General features: G+C 41.9%; 18 protein-coding genes and 1 riboswitch. Of the genes, 11 read left to right on the top strand and 7 right to left on the bottom strand.

Annotated features, from left to right (window positions below):
* Positions 1 to 167: 167 nt before the first annotated feature.
* The 3 genes from JHD44_RS14370 to JHD44_RS14360 all read right to left on the bottom strand — a co-directional run bounded on the left by JHD44_RS14370 (position 168) and on the right by JHD44_RS14360 (position 3,872).
* Positions 168 to 1,013: a mechanosensitive ion channel family protein gene (locus JHD44_RS14370; RefSeq protein WP_199463462.1), complete on the bottom strand. Its 846-nt coding sequence runs from the start codon at positions 1,011 to 1,013 to the stop codon at positions 168 to 170.
* A gap of 32 nt (positions 1,014 to 1,045) precedes the next feature.
* Positions 1,046 to 2,014 (bottom strand): calcium/sodium antiporter, encoded by a 969-nt coding sequence (locus tag JHD44_RS14365; RefSeq protein WP_199463461.1) that lies wholly within the window; start codon positions 2,012 to 2,014, stop codon positions 1,046 to 1,048.
* Positions 2,015 to 2,093: 79 nt separating this feature from the next.
* Positions 2,094 to 2,260: riboswitch (yybP-ykoY riboswitch) on the bottom strand.
* A gap of 88 nt (positions 2,261 to 2,348) precedes the next feature.
* Complete coding sequence (locus JHD44_RS14360; RefSeq protein ID WP_199463460.1) at positions 2,349 to 3,872, bottom strand: FMN-binding glutamate synthase family protein; 1,524 nt, start codon at positions 3,870 to 3,872, stop codon at positions 2,349 to 2,351.
* 214 nt (positions 3,873 to 4,086) lie between these two features.
* Between JHD44_RS14360 and gvpU the strand changes: the two genes are divergently transcribed.
* Positions 4,087 to 4,521, top strand: coding sequence for a gas vesicle accessory protein GvpU (gvpU, locus tag JHD44_RS14355; RefSeq protein WP_199463459.1), 435 nt, complete (start codon positions 4,087 to 4,089; stop codon positions 4,519 to 4,521).
* 28 nt (positions 4,522 to 4,549) lie between these two features.
* Here the strand turns inward: gvpU and JHD44_RS14350 are convergent, their stop codons facing one another.
* Positions 4,550 to 4,930, bottom strand: coding sequence for an MAPEG family protein (locus JHD44_RS14350; protein ID WP_199463458.1), 381 nt, complete (start codon positions 4,928 to 4,930; stop codon positions 4,550 to 4,552).
* 144 nt (positions 4,931 to 5,074) lie between these two features.
* Between JHD44_RS14350 and JHD44_RS14345 the strand changes: the two genes are divergently transcribed.
* The 3 genes from JHD44_RS14345 to JHD44_RS14335 all read left to right on the top strand — a co-directional run bounded on the left by JHD44_RS14345 (position 5,075) and on the right by JHD44_RS14335 (position 8,459).
* Positions 5,075 to 5,521, top strand: a complete 447-nt coding sequence (locus JHD44_RS14345; RefSeq protein WP_199463457.1) for a carboxymuconolactone decarboxylase family protein — start codon at positions 5,075 to 5,077, stop codon at positions 5,519 to 5,521.
* Entirely contained in the window at positions 5,514 to 6,257 is a 744-nt protein-coding gene (locus JHD44_RS14340) for a helix-turn-helix domain-containing protein (RefSeq protein WP_199463456.1), read from the top strand. Before JHD44_RS14345 ends, JHD44_RS14340 begins: the two co-directional genes overlap by 8 nt.
* Positions 6,258 to 6,467: 210 nt before the next feature.
* Complete coding sequence (locus JHD44_RS14335) at positions 6,468 to 8,459, top strand: BCCT family transporter (protein ID WP_199463455.1); 1,992 nt, start codon at positions 6,468 to 6,470, stop codon at positions 8,457 to 8,459.
* 90 nt (positions 8,460 to 8,549) lie between these two features.
* Here JHD44_RS14335 and JHD44_RS14330 read toward each other — a convergent pair whose 3' ends face one another.
* Positions 8,550 to 9,383 carry a hypothetical protein gene (locus JHD44_RS14330; protein ID WP_199463454.1) on the bottom strand — a complete coding sequence of 278 codons (834 nt, stop codon included), beginning with the start codon at positions 9,381 to 9,383 and terminating at the stop codon, positions 8,550 to 8,552.
* Positions 9,384 to 9,605: 222 nt separating this feature from the next.
* On the opposite strand from JHD44_RS14330, the gene JHD44_RS14325 reads away from it, so the two are divergent.
* The 3 genes from JHD44_RS14325 to JHD44_RS14315 all read left to right on the top strand — a co-directional run bounded on the left by JHD44_RS14325 (position 9,606) and on the right by JHD44_RS14315 (position 12,843).
* Positions 9,606 to 10,718: an App1 family protein gene (locus JHD44_RS14325; RefSeq protein WP_199463453.1), complete on the top strand. Its 1,113-nt coding sequence runs from the start codon at positions 9,606 to 9,608 to the stop codon at positions 10,716 to 10,718.
* Positions 10,719 to 11,035: 317 nt separating this feature from the next.
* Positions 11,036 to 11,476, top strand: coding sequence for a cyanase (cynS, locus tag JHD44_RS14320; protein ID WP_199463452.1), 441 nt, complete (start codon positions 11,036 to 11,038; stop codon positions 11,474 to 11,476).
* Between the two features lie 185 nt (positions 11,477 to 11,661).
* Positions 11,662 to 12,843, top strand: a complete 1,182-nt coding sequence (locus JHD44_RS14315; RefSeq protein ID WP_199463451.1) for a multidrug effflux MFS transporter — start codon at positions 11,662 to 11,664, stop codon at positions 12,841 to 12,843.
* A gap of 41 nt (positions 12,844 to 12,884) precedes the next feature.
* Here JHD44_RS14315 and JHD44_RS14310 read toward each other — a convergent pair whose 3' ends face one another.
* Positions 12,885 to 13,979: a DUF748 domain-containing protein gene (locus JHD44_RS14310; RefSeq protein ID WP_199463450.1), complete on the bottom strand. Its 1,095-nt coding sequence runs from the start codon at positions 13,977 to 13,979 to the stop codon at positions 12,885 to 12,887.
* 239 nt (positions 13,980 to 14,218) lie between these two features.
* Between JHD44_RS14310 and JHD44_RS14305 the strand changes: the two genes are divergently transcribed.
* From JHD44_RS14305 to JHD44_RS14290, 4 genes are all read left to right on the top strand, one after another.
* Positions 14,219 to 14,374: a hypothetical protein gene (locus tag JHD44_RS14305; protein ID WP_199463449.1), complete on the top strand. Its 156-nt coding sequence runs from the start codon at positions 14,219 to 14,221 to the stop codon at positions 14,372 to 14,374.
* A gap of 172 nt (positions 14,375 to 14,546) precedes the next feature.
* Complete coding sequence (locus tag JHD44_RS14300; RefSeq protein WP_199463448.1) at positions 14,547 to 15,791, top strand: HD-GYP domain-containing protein; 1,245 nt, start codon at positions 14,547 to 14,549, stop codon at positions 15,789 to 15,791.
* Positions 15,792 to 16,321: 530 nt separating this feature from the next.
* A complete protein-coding gene (locus JHD44_RS14295) occupies positions 16,322 to 17,104 on the top strand; it encodes an SDR family NAD(P)-dependent oxidoreductase (RefSeq protein WP_199463447.1) in 783 nt (260 codons plus the stop codon).
* A 56-nt stretch (positions 17,105 to 17,160) separates the two neighbouring features.
* A complete protein-coding gene (locus tag JHD44_RS14290) occupies positions 17,161 to 18,153 on the top strand; it encodes an AraC family transcriptional regulator (protein WP_199463446.1) in 993 nt (330 codons plus the stop codon).
* A gap of 255 nt (positions 18,154 to 18,408) precedes the next feature.
* On the opposite strand, the gene JHD44_RS14285 is transcribed toward JHD44_RS14290, so the two are convergent.
* A complete protein-coding gene (locus JHD44_RS14285; RefSeq protein ID WP_199463445.1) occupies positions 18,409 to 19,017 on the bottom strand; it encodes a hypothetical protein in 609 nt (202 codons plus the stop codon).
* Between the last annotated feature and the right edge of the window lie 571 nt (positions 19,018 to 19,588).

Below are 19,588 nucleotides of genomic sequence, written 5' to 3'. Positions count from 1 at the left end.
GTTGTCGTGTTGCTGCTTGAGACTCCATCGAATGTACTTAATGGAAGATAAATTGCTATAAATATTAATAACGTGCACGAAATGTCATGAAGTTGAAAATACCATGATGACTGAACCTTAAAACGCAAAAGGCCTCATAGGAGGCCTTTTAAAATCTTTCGGGTTATTTATTGTACAGCGCTTTGTGGTCCAGGCGCATGGTTGTAGATATGAAGATCTCGTTGAGGGAACGGAATCGTAAGCCCTGCTTCCTCTATGCGAAGCTTGGCATCCTTCTGCATTGCCCAGAATGTTTCCCAATACTTGTCCGTTGGCGCCCACGCACGCAGTTGAAGGTTCACCGAACTATCAGCAAGCATATGAACAATCACCTGAGGAGCAGGGTCTTTAAGAAGCACATCCACCTCATTGGCTAAATCCAATAACGCTTTCATACCCACATCAATGGAATCATCGTAAGAAATCCCCACAGTGATATCCATTCGCCGACGGCTATTGCGAGAAAAGTTCTTAATAGTAGATCCCCATACCGCACTGTTTGGGCTAGAAATATACAAACCATCGGCGGTTTCAAAGATAGAAGTAAACAAACCAATGTCTTTTACTGTGCCCATGGTACCGCTAAATTCTACGAACTCGCCCTTTTTGATCGGCTTTAAAAACAAAATCATAATGCCCGCAGCGATGTTGCTTAGTGTATCTTTCAATGCCAAACCAATAGCCAAACCAGCGGCACCAACTAATGCAACCAAACTTGCTGTATTCACGCCAAACAAGTCTAAAATAATGACCATTGCCACCAAAAACACGGCATAGGCGGCAACTTTAGATAACAAAGCAGACACAATTTCATCGTTCTTACTCAGCCGTGAAACGCTAGCAAACACCCCTTTCTTAACCATTTTTGATAGCAGGGACGCGATCACCAAGATCATCAATGTGAGCAAGGTATTTTTACCCATATTGAAGATCTGATTCTCATAGGTGTGATAAAACGCTAACAAGGTATCCATTTATTAAACTCCTGGACAGTCATGATACAAACCTAAAAACTTGAAGAAATTAAATATGCGTTATAGCCAACGTACGTTAATAGCAACGCACCACCTTCATAACGGTTAATGGTACGTGATTTGCCGATTTTAATGGACATCAGCAGTAAGAGAACAGTCAAAACAATCATCGCTAACCAGTCACGCCAGAACACCTCAGCTCCGATATTAGAAATAGGCTGAATAGCACCAGCGATACCAATGACTGCCAGTGTATTAAACATGTTTGATCCCACAACATTACCAATGGCTAAGTCATGTTCACCTTTACGTACAGCGGTGATCGATGCAGCCAGTTCCGGCAAAGAAGTTCCTAAAGCAACAATGGTCAAGCCAATAATCAGATCACTTACACCTAATGCAGCTGCAATTTCAACAGCCCCCCAAACCAACAGTCGAGAACTTGCAACCAGCACAATAAGCCCTAGCGTCAACATCAAAATGGATTTTGATAATGATGTTGCAGCCGATCCAATATCCGCTTCGCAATCTGCTTCTAAGGTATCCCCTTTCCCCGTTAATCCAGCGTAGATCTGCCAACCGAACACGCCAAAAAATATGCCTAAAAGTGCGTAAGCTTCTAAGGTACTGATCTCAAAGTCCCACAACATCACACCAAGAGCCAATGAGATAAACACAAGGATAGGAAGCTCTTTACGAACAATATTGGAATGTACCGCAATGGGCGCTAGAACAGCCGTCACACCAAGGATTAAGCTAATGTTGACGATGTTTGAGCCAATGGCGTTACCAAGTGCTAAAGCCGGATTGCCATCCATTGCCGCCATGGCTGAAACAACCATTTCTGGAGCGGAAGTACCAAACCCAACGATTAACATACCGATCAATAAAGGTGGCATGCCACTGTGATGCGCGACTGACGAAGCTCCTTCTACAAACTTATCCGCACTTTTGATAAGTAAGACAAAGCCAATGATAATGGCGACAATAGGTAAAATCATGGCTTACCTCCACTGTATAACTCAGTGGGTGCAAAGATAGAGATACTGATCATTTTAGAAAGGAAGGATTTCACTGTACGTACTCTTGTTAGCGGACAGGCATTTACTCAAGCAACATCTACGCCCTGTCCGCGCGCAAATATCGCTTAAGTCTTGCCAATACACTTAAGTACGTAAACACCACAAGCAGATGCTTGGAGACTGTTGATGTTTACTCTTCAATGACTGAAGAAGGCTACTCCCCTAAACAAGCCGAGTGTAATCAATCGCTCTGGTAAACACCATAGCATTATTTAGAACTTTACTTACATTATCGCTAATAAATCTCGCTGATCTATGAAGGATGATTTTCTAGGCTGGCCCCCTCTGTTGGCAAAGGGTCTACATCATCGTAACGAACTGAATGGTTTTGATCTTCTATGAGACGAACATGCTTTCTTGTCAGCTGTCGAGGCTCATCCACACCACATGCTTGAACCACCAAGCCAACACTGTGCTTCATTTCACTAATGTAATTTGCTACACGTTCAGCCTTTTCTTCTGGCACCAGCCCTTTCTGTAACTTCTCATCATGAGTTGTTATACCTGTTGGACAGGTGTTTTGATTACATTTTAAAGCTTGGATACAACCAATTGAAAACAAAAAACCTCTAGCACTTACCACTGCGTCAGCCCCCATTGCAAACGCCCAAGCAACCTTACCGGGAACCACTAACTTACCTGTGGCAATGATTTTTATACGTGAACGGAGTCCATAAGATGTCACTCGATTGACAACCGCAGGCAAACTTTCACGTACGGTCATACCTACGTAATCCATTAATGTCTGAGGAGCTGCGCCCGTCCCTCCATCGGCACTGTCTAACGTAATAAAATCTGGAGCATACTCAAAACCACGCTGATGAATTTGCTTAAAAAGTTCATCAAAGAAATCAAGCTCACCGACGACAAGTTTTATACCCGTTGGCTTGCCTGTCAGCTTACGAACTTTATGTATCATTTCAAGCAGATCATGAGTATTTGCAATATCGACATGTCGGTTAGGGCTGATTGAATCTTCCCCTACTTTGATGTTACGTACTTCGGCAATCTCAGCGGTTACTTTACTACCTGGCAACATACCACCTTTTCCTGGTTTGGCCCCCTGAGAAAGCTTTATCTCAATCATTTTCACTTGCTTATGTTGAGCAATATTTTTTAAGCGTTCTGTATCCAAGTGACCATGGTCGTCCTGAACACCGTACTTAGCCGTACCAATTTGGAAAACAATGTCACAGTTACCCTCCAGATGATAAGGCGATAAGCCTCCTTCCCCCGTATTCATCCAAGCTCCTGCTTTAGCAGCACCTTTTGAAAGCGCTTTAATAGCAGGCTTGGACAAAGCGCCAAAACTCATGCCAGAAATGTTAATAATTGAGTTGGTTCGATATGGTTCTCGAGCAGTAAATTCACCAAAACAAATTGCGCTGGGCTCTACTAACTCTTCCGTTAATTTAGGATAGGTACTGCTGACAAAGAACACTTCACCTTTTTGATCTAAAGGCCGAGTAGAGCCAAAAGCTTGGGTCGTATCTTCATGTTTGGCAGCTCGATATACCCAAGAACGTTCAGCCCTATTAAAAGGTAATTCATCTCGATCAAAAGCAAAAAAATACTGGCGAAAGAATTCACCTAAATGCTCGAGAATGTATCGCATCCTGCCAATAACGGGATAGTTACGACGAATAGTGTGCTGCGTTTGTCGAACATCGATCACATATAGAATGCAAAAAAACACAATGCCCAAAAACAATAAAGCGAACGTTATAATCGCCCCCCAATGAATTAGCCATTCAGAAAGGGATAGAACCTGTTCCATAGATGCCTCGAATACAATGTCAAAGTTGGTTTAACATCACACATTTCATCCACGTGAAACAACACTTTGATCAAGGCTTCCTTAAAACTTCAAAATTGGGCTAAAAAAATACCTGCTAAATATACATTGCTAGATATTTCAAGCTGGCACTTCTTTCATAATGGTCTATGTTGTTAACTTAGTTTAGAAAATTAAGGTTAGCGAGTTTTATTCTATGAGTGAGCAAAAGGTAGCTGCCGCCGAGGTAGTAAACATGGATGGAAAGGATTGGTTTCTCCAAGACCTGATTGAAATCGTAAACAGCGGTAAGCTTGCTTTTGATATCACGCTAACAGTTGGGGGATTTCTAATCTCAGGTACGCTGATTGGTGGACAAGAGTATTTTGAAGGCTTTGGCGAGGAATTCTCCTTTGGCCTTCATGGTGAAGCAGCTGAAAAAGTAAAAAAAGCTTTCGCTAAGAATGGCCAAATCTACGTTTCTAATACTACGACCAGTCATAGCATGCCACCAAATTACATACACTTAAAAAATGCTCACTTCTTCCACACCTCAGGCTCCCCAATTCCTGAAAATAGAGGAGTTTGGTGGCGCGGCAGAGTTTCAGAAGTGTCAGGTTTTTCTTTAGGAGCGTTAGTGTCAGAAAACTAGATACTCTGACACGAAAAGTGCCACGTTTTTAAATGATCGCCTTAAACAGCAACAACAAAGCACTTACAACAATCACCAAAAAAGTCATAACCATGCCAATTTGACGGTATTTCAAGACTTCTTGTTTTTGGCTTACACCGTATGCATGAAGTAAGCGTCCAATCAAGAGCGCGATACCCAACAGATGAACTACAATCGGCCCACCGCTCAACGTTTCGTACATCCACACCAATAACAGCGCGAATGGTACATATTCACCAAAATTACCCTGCACTCGAATGGCACGGGTTAGCAACGTTTGCTGCCCATCCCCTATGCCGACTTGATATTTCATACGTAACTTTATAACGCGAGCACTTAAATAAACATATAGCAATGCTAGTAAAGCAGCGTAAATAGGCGTAATCATTGGGGCATCCTTGTTTGTGTATATCCAGTCAGCTTACTCTGGGTAAACAAGTCACTCAAGCCTGAGTATTTATAACGTCGATTTTATTCAATTATTGCCCACCTATCGCCCTTAAAATGCCTCCAAACTAAACGGAGAAGCATTATGAAACGAGCTGATTATTTCAATACATCCCCTATTTTACTGAAGCACTTGATTGAGCAAGAAGAACTGATAAAGCAACAATCGGAAATCTCTTTTGGTTTAACTATTTGGGAATTAATCAAACTTCGCTCATCACAAATTAATCAGTGCGCTTACTGCATTGCCATGCACACTAAAGAGGCTCAACACTTGGGAGAAGATTATAAAAGGATCATAGGGCTAAGCGCTTGGCGAGATATGCCCTTCTATAATGCAAAAGAACGTTTAGCGCTTGAGCTGTGTGAGAAACTGACGCAATCTTACGAGATAGATGATCATTTCTACGGCAAACTAACCAGCGAATTTAACGACAAGGAATTGGTAATCTTGACCATAGCAATCAATGCCATCAATAGCTGGAACCGTGTCGTCAAAATGTTTAAGCCTAATGTGGAATTCAATGGCTGAACCGCTCTTCCTTGAAATAGAGTCGCCTCAGGGTGATACAGGGTACTACGTGCAATCTATATGGTTTGCACGTAGTACAACTGACGGTGAGATTTGGCTGCCAAGTGATGCCGGATCAGGTATCGTATTTTTAAAGCGAGGCAACGCTAAAGTTGACGATAAACCGATCATGCAGCCCTATGATATTCAGAGGCATTCACTGCAATCGAAAAAATTCACTTATTCAAATAAAATGATGCTGTTTGGAATACGCTTTCAACCGGCGGGCTACTCACAGCTTGAAGCGCTAAACCACCCGTTAACCCAAATCGACAATCTAAGTTGTATCTCTAAACAAGTCACACAGTGCAACAATTTATTAGACTTTAAAAAAGCCTTGGCACCATATTTTGATTTCACATTTTCGAGAGATCATATCGCCGATTTTACGCATGCATTTATTCAGCGACTTGCTGAACGACAAAACCTTATGGATGCGCTTGATGAAACCCCACTTAGTCAACGTCAATTAGAAAGACATATTAAACAGCAATGTGGCATCACACCGAAACATCTCGCACGTATTTATCGTGTAAGGCAAGCAATGACCGCCATCAAAATGGACACAAGCAAGAGCATGACTCAAATCGCTTTGGAGTGCGGCTACTGTGACCAATCACACTTCACTAGAGAGTTTCGCGGCATTATGAGAATTACCCCAGCTAAGTATCGCCGTTGCTTGGTTAGCCGTTGTTAAAACAAGTAAATTTGGTATATATGATAATCAAATTACCTAATATATCCATGAACTCGATTTGACCTTCTCAACCCTTCTCCTATCTTTCCGCCTCACTTTATGCCTATTTCAATACAACCAAGAAAATAATTAGATCTCTAACTATATTTCGCTCACTTTAGTTGCCTTCATCCCTGCCATTTGTAAACTTTTAATAAAGGAGGATCGGCCATGAATCAAATTAAAAAGGCAGGGACGGGGGCAATGCTGTTACCAGTATTTGTTCCAACTGCTGTTATCACATTACTTCTAATTATTGGTACTCTAAGCAATCCTGAGCTTGCGGGAGAAGCTTTTCAGAGTGCCTTGGCTTGGATAACCAACACTTTTGGCTGGTTTTACATGCTTGCTACCGCTGTATTTCTGGTTTTTCTGGTGTGCATTGGGTTCAGTAGCTGGGGCAACATTCGACTAGGTGCCGATCACGGCGATCCTGATTACAGCTTCCCCGCTTGGTTCGCTATGCTGTTTTCTGCTGGTTACGGTATTGCCTTGCTGTTCTTTGGGGTAGCAGAACCCGTACTACATTTTTCTCAGCCGCCTAGCGCCACGCCTGAAACCATTAATGCAGCGCGAGAAGCAATGCAAATTGCCTACTTTCATTGGGGGCTACACATTTGGGGCATTTACGGTTTAATGGGGCTAGTCTTAGCCTACTTCACCTTCCGTCATGGTTTACCCTTATCCGTCCGTTCAGCTTTATATCCTTTAATCGGTGATCGTATCCATGGGCCGATTGGTCATACAGTCGATGTGTTCGCCATACTCGGTACATTATTTGGCTTAGCAACAACACTTGGTCTATCCGTCACACAAATTAATGCGGGATTACACTATCTTTGGAGTGACATTCCTATCAGCACAACCGTTCAAATTACCGCTATTGGTTTAATCACATTGGCGGCAATCGGTTCAGTGGTCGCCGGTATGGATAAAGGGGTGAAAAACCTATCCATTTTAAATATGGGCTTAGCCGTATTCATCATGGTGATTGTGTTCTTTGTCGGGCCAAGCATCCATATCCTTGATGCGTTTGTGCAAAATACAGGTTCCTACTTGAGCAACATTGTTGAGCGCACTTTTAACCTACAAGCCTATACACAAAGTGATTGGATCGGGAACTGGACACTGTTTATCTTCGCATGGACGATCGCTTGGGCACCTTTTGTTGGGCTCTTTATTGCCAAAATCAGCCGCGGTAGAACGATCAGACAGTTCATTATTGGTGTGCTAGCAGTGCCGACTGTTTTCACTTTCCTTTGGTTCTCGATCTTTGGTGATACCGCCTTACACTTGATCATGGAAGAAGGCAAAAACGTACTGATTGGTGAAGTTCAAGCGGATCACTCGGTTGCTCTCTTTCAATTCTATGATCTACTACCAGGCTCAACATTCTTGTCTGTTGTGACGGTTTTCTTGATCATCACCTTTTTTGTTACCTCGTCCGACTCGGGTTCATTGGTTGTTGACTCATTGGCCTCAGGTGGTGCATTGGAAACTCCAATCTGGCAACGAGTATTTTGGGCGTCTCTTGAGGGTGTCATAGCCGCCACATTGCTACTAGCAGGTGGTTTGGGTGCATTGCAAACCATGAGTATTCTTGCTGCTTTGCCGTTTGCCATTATCATGCTGATCGCTGCAGCAGGCTTGTGGCGAGCATTGGTGATTGAAGGGCATCGAGGCGCCGCAGTTGAAGCCGCAGCAACACCTACTCGGGCCTTTAGCAACGAGGGGAACTGGCGTAAACGTCTCAGCACTCTTTTTAAATTCCCAGGCGAAGCAAAGGTCACGCACTTCATTAAAGAAGTCGTTGACCCAGCTATGGTTGAAGTACAAAAAGAGCTTGCTGCCCATGGCTGGAATGCCAACATCACTCGAGAAGAGAATGGCGTAACCTTTCAGCTAGAGCGCGATGACAAATTAGACTTTTATTACCAAGTCATCGCCACAGAGCATGAAATACCAGAAGCGCACAGTGAAAACTCAAAATACGACACTCACTGGCAGGCGGATGTTTACATTCGAAATGGTGCTCTAGGTTATGAGCTATTTGGTTGTAGCCAAGATGAGGTGATCCGTGATCTGATTGATCAGTTAGAACAATATTTCAACTTCGTGGATGCAGCACCAGGGCACCTTCCTTGGAATACGGTTTCCGACTAACATTGAGCAAAATGGGAGCTAAATTAGCTCCCATTTTTAGTAAAATTTCTAACATCTAAATCATAAACACTATTTTAACCTGATAGCTGTCTAACAGCTCAGCTCTGATGCTTTCGGACAAACCACATGGCCAGCCTTAAGGTGATACATCTCAATATCTGGCAGGCTAAAAAAACCCATCTCCCAAGGATTTTTTGCTATAAACAGCTCTTGAACCTGCGCAAATAGATAAGAGTCTTTCGGCACCTGATACACCGTTCCACTTACAATACTGTAATTCCATTCAATTGCATGTTCGAACGTAAATGTAGAACGGCCATCAATAGCAAAATAGCAGCGGTTATCTTTTTGTAGTAGCTGCCCCTTAAAAGTACTTGGCAAAGTGATAAAGAAAATATCATCATCAACAGACGATAAAAACGCCATTACTGTAGTGTGTGGCTGGGACTGGGCATAGGTCAGCAGCACACCAATTTTATTATCATGTTCTTCCAAATCCATTTGTGGTGCTTCTATCAGCGGTGAGACGGGTAACTCTTTCAGACTTCTATCATCAACGGGAAATTGATAATCAGGAACAGAGAGTTCTTTTGCTACCGAAATACCGTAATAAACTTGATAGTCTATTGCCTCAATAATGGCATCATATTCATTGACAGCTATTACCCTACCCTTGAATGAACAACGGTAAACCGCAAGATCTGCATCGTAGTCCGAAACCCCTGTTCTATTATCTAGATGTATCGTTACAGATTGCGAAACATACAGAGTATGCCCTTTTGGAAATCGCACCATTAAGGTTGAATCATTTTGTATCTCAACACCACAGATATAAACATCCATCTTTTCCATAGCTTTGGGGTATGCTCCCAGAACGGCTATGACGTGTTTACCTATTAAGTTACTCAGAGACTGCGTTTCCATAAAATTACCAGCATTAATTTGATAGATTTATAATGTATTACGAGTTGTTCATGATCAAATAAATACTTCCATATCATGAGATTTCTCAAATTTATGATACACAAACACAACTCCTTTGAACCGATAAATTTATAGTAGTGCTTTTACTATGATTAAAGCATCTGATAGCCTCCTTACGGCCAATAAATTAATTCATAAATACCTGTAGTTAAGGGATTTAGGATGCAAAAAACTACTCGAAAATGGGTATATCGCTTAAACCGACGTTACGACAAGCTAAAGCACCGCCTAAAACGTTGGCGTGGATACTCTCCTGTTATCGTACAACCCTATATAACTTATGGAACGACTGAGTGCCTATGGATTGCGGGCAGGCTTTTGGAAGCAAAAAGAATACAAGGCCACCTTGAAGATAGCCGTCTAAAAAACATGTTGCACATGATGCGCCGCTACCGCAGTGATGAAATTCCTTTCACTAAAATCAATATGATACTGGGAGATGAGGTTCGCACTGTAACAACGGATGCTCATGGCTATTTCAATTTTCGTTGGCATACAAAGGACAAGCAATACATACAAAATCCTTGGACGCAATTGATCCTACAGCCCACCGATCCTAAGTTGCCAAAAGCTGAAGAACACAGCGTAGCAGAAGTCTCTTTACTCAGTGAAAGCACTGAGTTTGGCGTTGTCAGCGATGTGGATGACACCATCATGCATACTGGCGCCACAAACTTCTTTCGCCACACTCAAACTGTGTTGATGAACAATGCCCATACCCGAGAATTAATGCCTGGAACGTCTGAATTCTACAACGCGTTACACAAAGGGCGTTCAGGCAAAGCAGAAAACCCTTTCTATTATGTGTCGAGTAGCCCTTGGAATATTTATGACTTGATTGCCGAGTTCATCCATATTCACCAGCTTCCAAAAGGCCCCGTGCTCTTAAAAGACTTTGGTTTGCGTGAAGATCGTTGGTTTAAAAGCAGCCATGAGAGCTACAAGACCGATCGTATTGAAACCATTCTAAGAACGTATCCGACACTGAAACTTGTATTAATCGGAGACTCAGGTCAAAAAGATGTATACGCTTATTTAAGGGTTGCAAAAGACTACCCAGATAGAATCCTTGCGGTATATATCCGTGATTTAAAACCAGATGCTCGTTCTGAAAAAATGATGTCAGCCGTAGCTGAGTTTTCTGATTGCAACGTCCCATTTGCATTCATACGTGACGCTGGTGATGCCGTAGAGCATGCACTGACGTTGAACTTAGTCACAGACGATGCGGCAGATAAAGTTAAACAGAATGCAGCAACGGGTTATAACGATTAGAAATCTTTCACTCGAAATCCCGCTCCCCAGTAAAATGTTAAACTTCAGATAGTTTCCTCTGGTATCTCTAGGAAGAGGTATTGGAGGTATTGGAGGTATTGGAGGTATGACAATATTAACGATCCTTTGAAAACGTAAGACTTTCTTACCTATTCCGTAGTATCAGCTCACTCCACTTTCACTCTATTGCAGTGCTCTTGGCATTTTCATTGCTACATACCTAAATACAGATACTTACACTCTGTTTTGCCCTCATTTGTGGGCATGAATACCTCAGTCACAACATATTTGCCACTTTTTAATACAGGAGCTATGCCGTGGATAAAGTCACTATGACCGAAACAATTATTGCTACAAAATTAGAAAGAAACCTAACTTGGGAAACGATGGGGAATGATTTGGGTATGTCTCCAGTTTGGTTAACCTCAGCATGCCTTGGTATGAACAGCGCACCGAAAGAAAAAGCCACAGCGATTGCAGAGTATCTTGGCTTGGGGGAAGATGTTGCCAGTGCACTAGAAGCCTACCCGACAAAAATTTGGGATCAAACAGTACCAACTGATCCATTAATATATCGTTTATATGAAATCGTAGGCGTTTATGGGCCAACACTAAAAGAAGTCATTCAAGAGAAATTTGGCGACGGCATCATGAGCGCTATCGACTTTAGTATGGACATTGAGAAAATTGAAGACCCAAAAGGAGATCGAGTCCTGCTTACAATGAATGGTAAATTTCTGCCATACAAAAGTTGGTAACACAGCATAATCTGGTTGAATGTCCCTTTGGTTTTTGGCTTTTCTAGAAACATAGAGGTAGCAGTGAATCGACGTGGGCAGAAACCAAAAGCTGCACTCTATTTACTTAGATTTTTGCTTACATAAAAGTTAAAAGACAATTATAGTTGACTATATCAACTATAATTGTCTTTTAACGGAACATTATGCTTAATCAGAAAACCTTTTTAGTCATTATTCTTGGATTACTTGCCGGTCTTGGTCCATTGTGTACTGACTTGTATTTGCCAGCACTTCCCGATATTACTTCCCAACTTAGCACAACATCGGCCACTACTCAGATAACCCTCACTGCCGCCCTATTTGGGCTAGGTATTGGTCAGTTAGTGTTTGGTCCTGTGAGTGATAAGTTTGGACGCAAAGTGCCCTTATTACTTTCATTAAGCTTATTTATCGGCGCCTCAGTCTGGTGCGCCATGGCAGACAATATCAATGAGCTGATCATCGCTCGCTTTATTCAAGGGCTAGCGGGCTCCGGTGGTGCCGTTTTGTCCCGTGCTATTGCTCGCGACATGTACTCTGGCTCTGATCTAACACGCTTTTTTGCACTGCTTATGGCTGTCAACGGATTAGCTCCCATAGCAGCACCCATTATTGGCGGATTTCAACTGCAATACACGCCTTGGCAAGGTTTGTTTATTAGCTTAGCCGTCATCGCAGGGGCTTTATTATTGGCGTCAGGAATCGGCTTGAAAGAGTCACTTAGACCGGATCAAGTCAGCCAAGAGTCAATGTTAACTGGAATGAAGCGTGTCTTAAGTAATCGTCCATTTGTTGGGATGAGTCTCGCACAAGGCTTTGTCTTTGCTGGCATGTTTGCTTACATTGCCGCTTCTTCATACGTCTTTCAGGAGCAATTTGAACTATCTCCACAAGCCTACAGCTATGTGTTTGGTTTGAATGGCTTTGGCATGATTCTCTCGGCAACCATCGCAGCGAAATTTGCCAGACACCATGGAGAAACTACCGTTATTAACTATGCCATCGTACTTGCCGTCTTAAGCGCTGGGGCATTATTAATGACAAGCTTACTAAATAGTTCTTTGGTAATTGTTATGCCTATCTTGATGGTGACCATTGCCTTTACCAGTGCGTTAGCGACGTTGGTTAACTCAAAAGCCATGCAGCAACTTCACAAAAATGCAGGGGTCGGCTCCGCTATCTTAGGCACCACCATGTTTGCTTTTGGTGGCATCTCATCCCCTTTAACAGGTATTAATGGCACCAGCTTGCTTTCGATGGCGATCGTCGTCTTTATCTGTTACGCACTCGGGGCTTTATCTTGGTTCTTTATCGTCAAACCAAACAAAACCCCAATACAGAGCTAGCTTGATAATGTCGTAGGCGTTACAGCCAGTGTTGAAAAGAATTAAGTGTTCACATCACTGGCTGCTTCTTGAGTACTGGATTTAAATAACCCTTCGAACCTTGTGCTGTAGGCCTCTAAAAATGCATTGCTCAAGGTATTTTTGATGGTCTGCCAAGTTCCAATTTCAGGATTATCCAGTTGCCCTGAAAAATCCAATCTTGTCGCTACTTTGTCACTATCACTATTGGTCAATATACCAGCCACACCACCACCGATCGCCTCCCAAGCTATTTGAAATGGGTTGTCCTTCTGGTCCTCTACATCTTGTTCCCAGTCAAAGATATCTACATCTTTAAAAAGAGGCTTAACATAACCACTTAAAGCCCCCTCCTTTGCCTGTATTTCACTCACCAACTGACCTGTACCCCCTTTAGAATCAAGGCCCGCATAAGCCTTTGCTAGGTCATTGAACATGGGCAAACTTAATTCTTCACAGCGTAAAGCAACAATAAAATCATCGTCCACAAATGGGTCTAGCTCCGCATTAACGATCATTTTTGCATCATTTAAGGCATTGGCCGTCACATCTAAGGTCGCTACCCTACCGTTGCCTTGATCCACATTCGTTAAATTATTCAGCGTCGCTTGGACATTGTTAATTTGAATGTTCACAGGCGGTGTAGATTGAAAGTTGCGAAAAGCAATCGTGCCATCATGAACCTCTACTTTGTTAATAACGATAGGTGTTAGGTCATTGACCACTTTACGCCAATCAGCACCTTGCCCTGATTGACTCTGCTCTTCTGACTGACCATCAACAAAATTCACTTCTGGTTCATCAAACACGAAATCAGCCACCACAGCACCTTTAAATAAAGCTCTCCAGCTTAACGAGATATCGATTTCAGTCACCCGTACAAAAGGCACTTGTTTGGTGCCATCCACCTTAACGATGGATAGGTCATGAAGCTGGTATGCCCCTCGATATAATTGCAGTGACACATGATCAATATGGCCCTTATATCCTTCCATATTCTCAAGTCGTTTATTCAAAAACTTAGTCAACCAGTAAGGTAGTGTCAGGTGAATTACCAACAACAGTAGAGCAATCACACCTACCCATATTAGGGTTCTATTTAAACTTCGCTTCGTCATAAAAAATCCCTCTTTTGACATCACATTAGAGGGATAAGGCTTAAGCAAGCAACTTAGAAAGCAAAAACCCTCAATTAAGATGCATTATTTGCACAGAGCTGATTCAATCACCTTTCAAATTTGGGCTGGATTAATCAGCACTAATAATGGCCTAAACGGTGGCCTAAAAAGTATAACTGTATATTCATACAGTTATACTTTAAACTTATCCAAACACCTCAAGGATAGAGGATTTGAGTATGCCAAAACCCAGAAAACAACTAATCAGCATTGCCACACAATTTGAACAACATACCTTCGCCACCATTGGAACCGAAACCATACTTTCCAACTACTACTTAAATGCTGGCTACAAACGAAGGCCCAAGATCAACAAGTCTAAACAGTTCAAATAAAGCCAATTTCCTAGCTAATACATACAAAAAAGCCAGTTTCGACTGAAACTGGCTAGCTGTTTAGTACTGGTTAGAACTGAGTCACTTTTTATGAAGGGCGTCTCGATAACTTACTTAAGCTTTTCTTAAGCTACACGGTTTACTATTCAGAGATTGAAATGGGAGTCTATGTATGTACTTCGCTCGACAAGCTTTTCTTCGTATTATTGTTGCAAGTCTTATAATTAGTCTAGGCGCTGGATTGGTTGCATGGTTTATTGCGGTAGAAGGTGCCGAAAAAGAAGCAGTTGATCTCGCAATGGAAGTCAGCCGCAATACCGTAAAACAATCGGGGCTGATCGAGGCGGTTGGTGAAGAGCAGCTACAAAAAGCACATCAAGTTACACAGTCACTTAGCACTGGATTGTTTGATATTGCAGAGTTGTACAATAAAGACGCCCGCAAAATATCGGAATCACTGACCAAAGCTGGTGCAGTAATTGAGACTAAACTCCCCGGTCATGTTGATCCTCATTACATTAAGTCGTCTTATCAAAGTTTAACCCTAGACAACGGCGACTGGCTCTTACGAACTTTTGTTCCAATTATGGATGGTGACAATATTTGGGGCTATTTTGAAGGTGTTCGTCTTGTGCCGGAGTGGCAGCGTTCCTCTATCCGCGAATTTTCTCTATTAGGTGCACTGATTGCAGTTGGTGCTGTTTGGCTTTGTGCTGCGGTTATATATCCAATCATTTTGTTTCTTAACAAAGAACAAGTACGCCAAGCAAACGCCATTACCCAAGGCAACGTCGATATGATGCTTACCCTCGGAAAAACCATCACTCTGCGCGACTGTGATACAGGAGCACACAACTACCGAGTAACATTACTCGCCACTGAGATTGCCGAGGCAATAGGCTTCCGCAAAGAAGACATGAAAGGACTTATCTTGGGAAGTTACCTACATGACATTGGCAAAATTGCCATATCAGATACCATCTTGCTAAAACCCGGAAAGCTAGACGATCAAGAAATGTCCATTATGAAAACTCATGTTCAGGAAGGATGTGCCATGGTAGATGGCATCGAATGGCTAAAAGACGCCAAAGACATCATTGAAGGACATCATGAAAAATGGGACGGAAGTGGTTATCCCAACGGGTTAAGAGCTAAAAACATTCCAGAAAATGCGCGTATTTTCGCCATTGCTGATGTCTTTGATGCGCTGTGTTCTGAGCGCCCCTACAAACCCCCTTTTAGCTATGAAAAAGCAATATCCATTATCAAAGAAGGAAAAGGAAACCACTTTGATCCAGACCTCGTCGATATTTTTGTAAACATCTCCAAGCCATTACATACAAAAATTTTTAACCTAGACGAAGACGGCTGTCGAGAGTTAATGCTTGATAAAATGCGTAAGCATTCGTTCTTTTAGTCCATTAAACAGTCTTTTCAGGAGTTCTGATCAGAGCTGAGTCTTTGTCTCGATAACTTTTTCCTTTTTAGTGTGGGTGTCTTAATTAATTTGCAGAGCTTCGAGAGTAAATTGCTAAGATAGAAAGAAACCAAGTAGTACCAATCAAGTAACACCTATCTAGCACACTAAATATTCTTCCAAAGTGGGCTACCACGGATCACAGCTACCACTGATCCGCACCAAACTCGTTTTTGGACAAAAGTGAGTCACGAACAAAAACATACTTTGATCCTTTGGATTACCTCAGGTATTACCACCATATACTCAGCAGATATGAATGTAGCCAAACTCACTTCCCCTCTACATTCCCAATAGAAAATGAGATAGACAAACAAAAGATGCAGGCTTCGATTCAATACTGAATGATTGGCACGATCTGATTGAACACTGTCGTCATTGGATGTTTAGTGGCTCGATTTGAGAGCCTATAATGTATCCATCAGCTTACGACGCTAAGCAAATCATGGCATACGAAATAGGCACTCAGCATGACAAACACAGCATTAATCACTGGCGCATCAAGCGGTATCGGTCTTGAACTGGCAAAAATTCACGCAAGCAAAGGTGGTAACCTGATACTTGTAGCTCGCTCTGAGTCAAAACTCAATGACCTTAAATCAGAACTAGAAAATCAGTATGGTATTCAGGTCACTGTCATTGCTTTAGATCTCTCTCAACCGAGCTCAGCTCAAGCGCTATTTGAACAAACCGAAGCGCGCTCTCTACAAGTTGATACGCTAATTAACAACGCAGGTTTTGGTGGCCACGGCAAATTCCATCAACGCTCTCTGGCCGATGAACAAGCAATGATGCAGGTGAACATGGTAACATTGACTAACCTTACGCACTTTTATCTAAAAGGCATGGTTGAACGTAAGCAAGGTAAAATCCTTAATGTGTCATCAACCGCGTCATTCGTGCCAGGTCCATTACAGGCGGTGTATTACGCAACAAAATCGTATGTCACCTCATTTAGTCAGGCGGTAGCAGAAGAAGTTAAAGATAACGGTGTAACCGTGACGGCACTATGCCCTGGTTTTGTGGCGACTGGGTTTGTAGAAGCGGGAAATTTAGAAGGCGTTGATGCGTGGGAAAATGCAAAAACACCAAGCTCTGTTGCAGAGTGCGGCTATAACGCTATGGAAAAAGGTGAGCTAGTGGCATTTAATGAGCCTTCATTAAAGTTCATGCTTAACTGGGTTATTCCGTTTTTACCGCGCAAGCTTGTGTTAAAAATATCACGCCAAACAATGGAAAAGAGCACCAAATAAAGTAGCGGGCTCATTTGATATAGTCGGTATCTGCAGTATCAATAAGTAGAAGTGCGATGAAAAGAGCGAGTAAGTTTGTTATACCTCCAAACTGGAAAGTGCTATTTAATGACTTGGGAATAGAGCTTCAACACATATTAGGTTTTGCCGAACTGCCACCAAGGTTATTTGACCAAAATAAGGTGCAACTAACCCCGTCTCAATACTTCCAACTATGGCATGGTATAGAAGCTGCCGCTCAGGTGAAAGGCATTGATATCGGGCTAAAGTTTGCGCAAGTTATGAGTTTTGAGTCATTTGATGCTCCAATATTAGCCGCAATATGCAGCGCGAACCTTAATGCGGCAGTCAAACGGCTTCAGGAATACAAACTTCTAATCGGGCCAATGTTGCTCACTATTGAACAAACCGAGCAACACACCCGTATTGATATCGGTTGTAACGGCTATGACGGCGAACTGCCGAGCATGCTTAACCTTACGGAGCTAGTATTTTTCACTCAATTGACACGGCTTGCTACTCGGTCAAACGTACAACCCGTTGAGATTATTCTGCAAGAACTGCCGAAAAACCTGAGTGCCTATCAAGCTTACTTTGGTTGTCCCATTCGCCAAGGTTCCAAAACAAGCATTACGTTTCGTGCTGAAGACGCTCGAATGCCATTCCTGACTGATAATCAGATGATGCTGTCTGTTTTTGATGGTGAGTTAAAACAGAGGTTAGAGGCAGTGACCCATCGTGGTACGACTTCTGATGCGGTTTCTAAAATTTTGTTAGATTTACTTCCTCAAGGTGAAAGCTCTATAGAATCTGTTGCGTCTCACATCGCAGTCAGCAAACGCACTTTACAAAGAAAGTTAACTAATGAAGGGGTTAGTTATCAAACCCTCCTACAGCAAGTACGCCTGCAATTAGCCGAACATTACTTGAATGAAACCGAGCTACCACTCATTGAAGTATCTTTCTTGTTGGGTTATCGAGAGGTAAACTCGTTTATTCGGGCGTACAGTACATGGACTGGAGTTTCACCTGGACAAGTTCGTACCTAGATTGTGATTAGATTATGTAATTGTTGTTTACATACCTCTGGCAAGCTTTGGGGCAAAAACGAGTTTGATACTGAAAGATATCAGCCTCTCCTTCCATTGAAAGCACACCTTAAAGAAGTGACTAGTTTTCTGGAAACTGAAAACATCGAAACTCAAGTTTCAGGAAAAATAGCTAAAAATTACTATTTTTCTGGAAAAGGCTAGGGATACTACGAACACTTTTTAAGGTGGGTGCCTCAATTAACTTCCTGTTTTTTAATCACACCAACTAACTTCTACTTTTCTTTTGTCGTGTGTGTTTCCTTTAGGGTTTAACCATGAGCAATCATTGCTTCCACATGTATAGCCAAAAGAAGCTGTGATATCACTGAACTCGTAAATCTCTCGTACGGATATATTGTCAATAAAATAAAAGTCTGTTTCTTTATATCCAGTTGGAAGCATTAATGGGATAGGTAAAATTAAAACAAAAGCCCCTATTCCTCCCCATGTATATCCATCATAATAGGTTAGAACCTCACATTTTTTATAATTCCAAATATCATCAGGCTCTCCCATTTTAGAGATGAATTGTTGTTTGGTTAATTCTTTACTAGTAAAGCTTTTGTTTTCTCTTTCAAAAACACCGACAGTACCAACTGCTAACCCCGTACATCCACTAATACAAGCTGCAAAAAACAGTAACAATAAAATTTTCATAGATAAAAATTGAATATATTTAATATAAGCATTGTAAATAAAGCTAACTTTGAAGGCAATCAATAAGAAAACCGGTCTAAAGGCCAGTTCTAAACCGTAAGACTGCCTAGAGCTTGTTGACCTCACTGGCCGCATAAGATAAATATGTCTGCGTCGATCTATCATTTGTCCCCATACTGCAACGCCTCAACATCCCATCGGAAAATTGGCACACCATCGCCATTAAATTTAAACAACATACCTTAGCTGTTGTAGGTACTGAAATAATCTTATCAAGCTACTACCAAAATGCCGGCTATAAACGAAGGCCCAAAATCCGCAAAGCCAAACAACTACTGCTCTAACAAATCTCCCCAACTCTTATACGATTACCTAACTGGTAAGCCCCCCCCACTCGCCTTAAACTAGTCAAAACAGCGCAGATAAAGCTAACTCCCCAGCAAATACACACAAAAAAGCCAGTTTCGATTGAAGCTGGCTGATTGTTTGGCGCTGGTTAGAATTGAAGTACCAGTCACTTTTTAAGATGGGTATCTCAATTAATCATACTTCTTTGAAAACAATGTTTTTTTATTAAAGAAGTATATCGGATAGAACGCAAATGCTATAGGAATTGCTAGATACACCATTAATATTATTGGCGAGCTAGATAATTCATTGCCAGTTCTATTAGAAACATTATAAATATATAAATAGAATGATAAAATCTCTAAAAAAACAAATATAAAATAGCTAA

This window comes from Marinomonas ostreistagni, from assembly GCF_016461785.1.
Lineage (GTDB): Bacteria > Pseudomonadota > Gammaproteobacteria > Pseudomonadales > Marinomonadaceae > Marinomonas > Marinomonas ostreistagni_A.
Note: the sequence above shows the minus strand (reverse complement) of the source record. Positions and strands in the feature narration are given on the sequence as shown.

Coding starts and splice junctions, on each gene's coding strand:
- JHD44_RS14300 (WP_199463448.1), top strand. CDS start 14,547: ATGTACTTCGCTCGACAAGCTTTTCTTCGTATTATTGTTGCAAGTCTT.
- JHD44_RS14310 (WP_199463450.1), bottom strand. CDS start 13,979: ATGACGAAGCGAAGTTTAAATAGAACCCTAATATGGGTAGGTGTGATT.
- JHD44_RS14360 (WP_199463460.1), bottom strand. CDS start 3,872: ATGGAACAGGTTCTATCCCTTTCTGAATGGCTAATTCATTGGGGGGCG.
- JHD44_RS14290 (WP_199463446.1), top strand. CDS start 17,161: ATGAAAAGAGCGAGTAAGTTTGTTATACCTCCAAACTGGAAAGTGCTA.
- JHD44_RS14340 (WP_199463456.1), top strand. CDS start 5,514: ATGGCTGAACCGCTCTTCCTTGAAATAGAGTCGCCTCAGGGTGATACA.
- JHD44_RS14345 (WP_199463457.1), top strand. CDS start 5,075: ATGAAACGAGCTGATTATTTCAATACATCCCCTATTTTACTGAAGCAC.
- JHD44_RS14285 (WP_199463445.1), bottom strand. CDS start 19,017: ATGATAGATCGACGCAGACATATTTATCTTATGCGGCCAGTGAGGTCA.
- JHD44_RS14370 (WP_199463462.1), bottom strand. CDS start 1,013: ATGGATACCTTGTTAGCGTTTTATCACACCTATGAGAATCAGATCTTC.
- JHD44_RS14295 (WP_199463447.1), top strand. CDS start 16,322: ATGACAAACACAGCATTAATCACTGGCGCATCAAGCGGTATCGGTCTT.
- JHD44_RS14330 (WP_199463454.1), bottom strand. CDS start 9,383: ATGGAAACGCAGTCTCTGAGTAACTTAATAGGTAAACACGTCATAGCC.
- gvpU (WP_199463459.1), top strand. CDS start 4,087: ATGAGTGAGCAAAAGGTAGCTGCCGCCGAGGTAGTAAACATGGATGGA.
- JHD44_RS14350 (WP_199463458.1), bottom strand. CDS start 4,930: ATGATTACGCCTATTTACGCTGCTTTACTAGCATTGCTATATGTTTAT.
- JHD44_RS14325 (WP_199463453.1), top strand. CDS start 9,606: ATGCAAAAAACTACTCGAAAATGGGTATATCGCTTAAACCGACGTTAC.
- JHD44_RS14305 (WP_199463449.1), top strand. CDS start 14,219: ATGCCAAAACCCAGAAAACAACTAATCAGCATTGCCACACAATTTGAA.
- JHD44_RS14335 (WP_199463455.1), top strand. CDS start 6,468: ATGAATCAAATTAAAAAGGCAGGGACGGGGGCAATGCTGTTACCAGTA.
- JHD44_RS14365 (WP_199463461.1), bottom strand. CDS start 2,014: ATGATTTTACCTATTGTCGCCATTATCATTGGCTTTGTCTTACTTATC.
- JHD44_RS14315 (WP_199463451.1), top strand. CDS start 11,662: ATGCTTAATCAGAAAACCTTTTTAGTCATTATTCTTGGATTACTTGCC.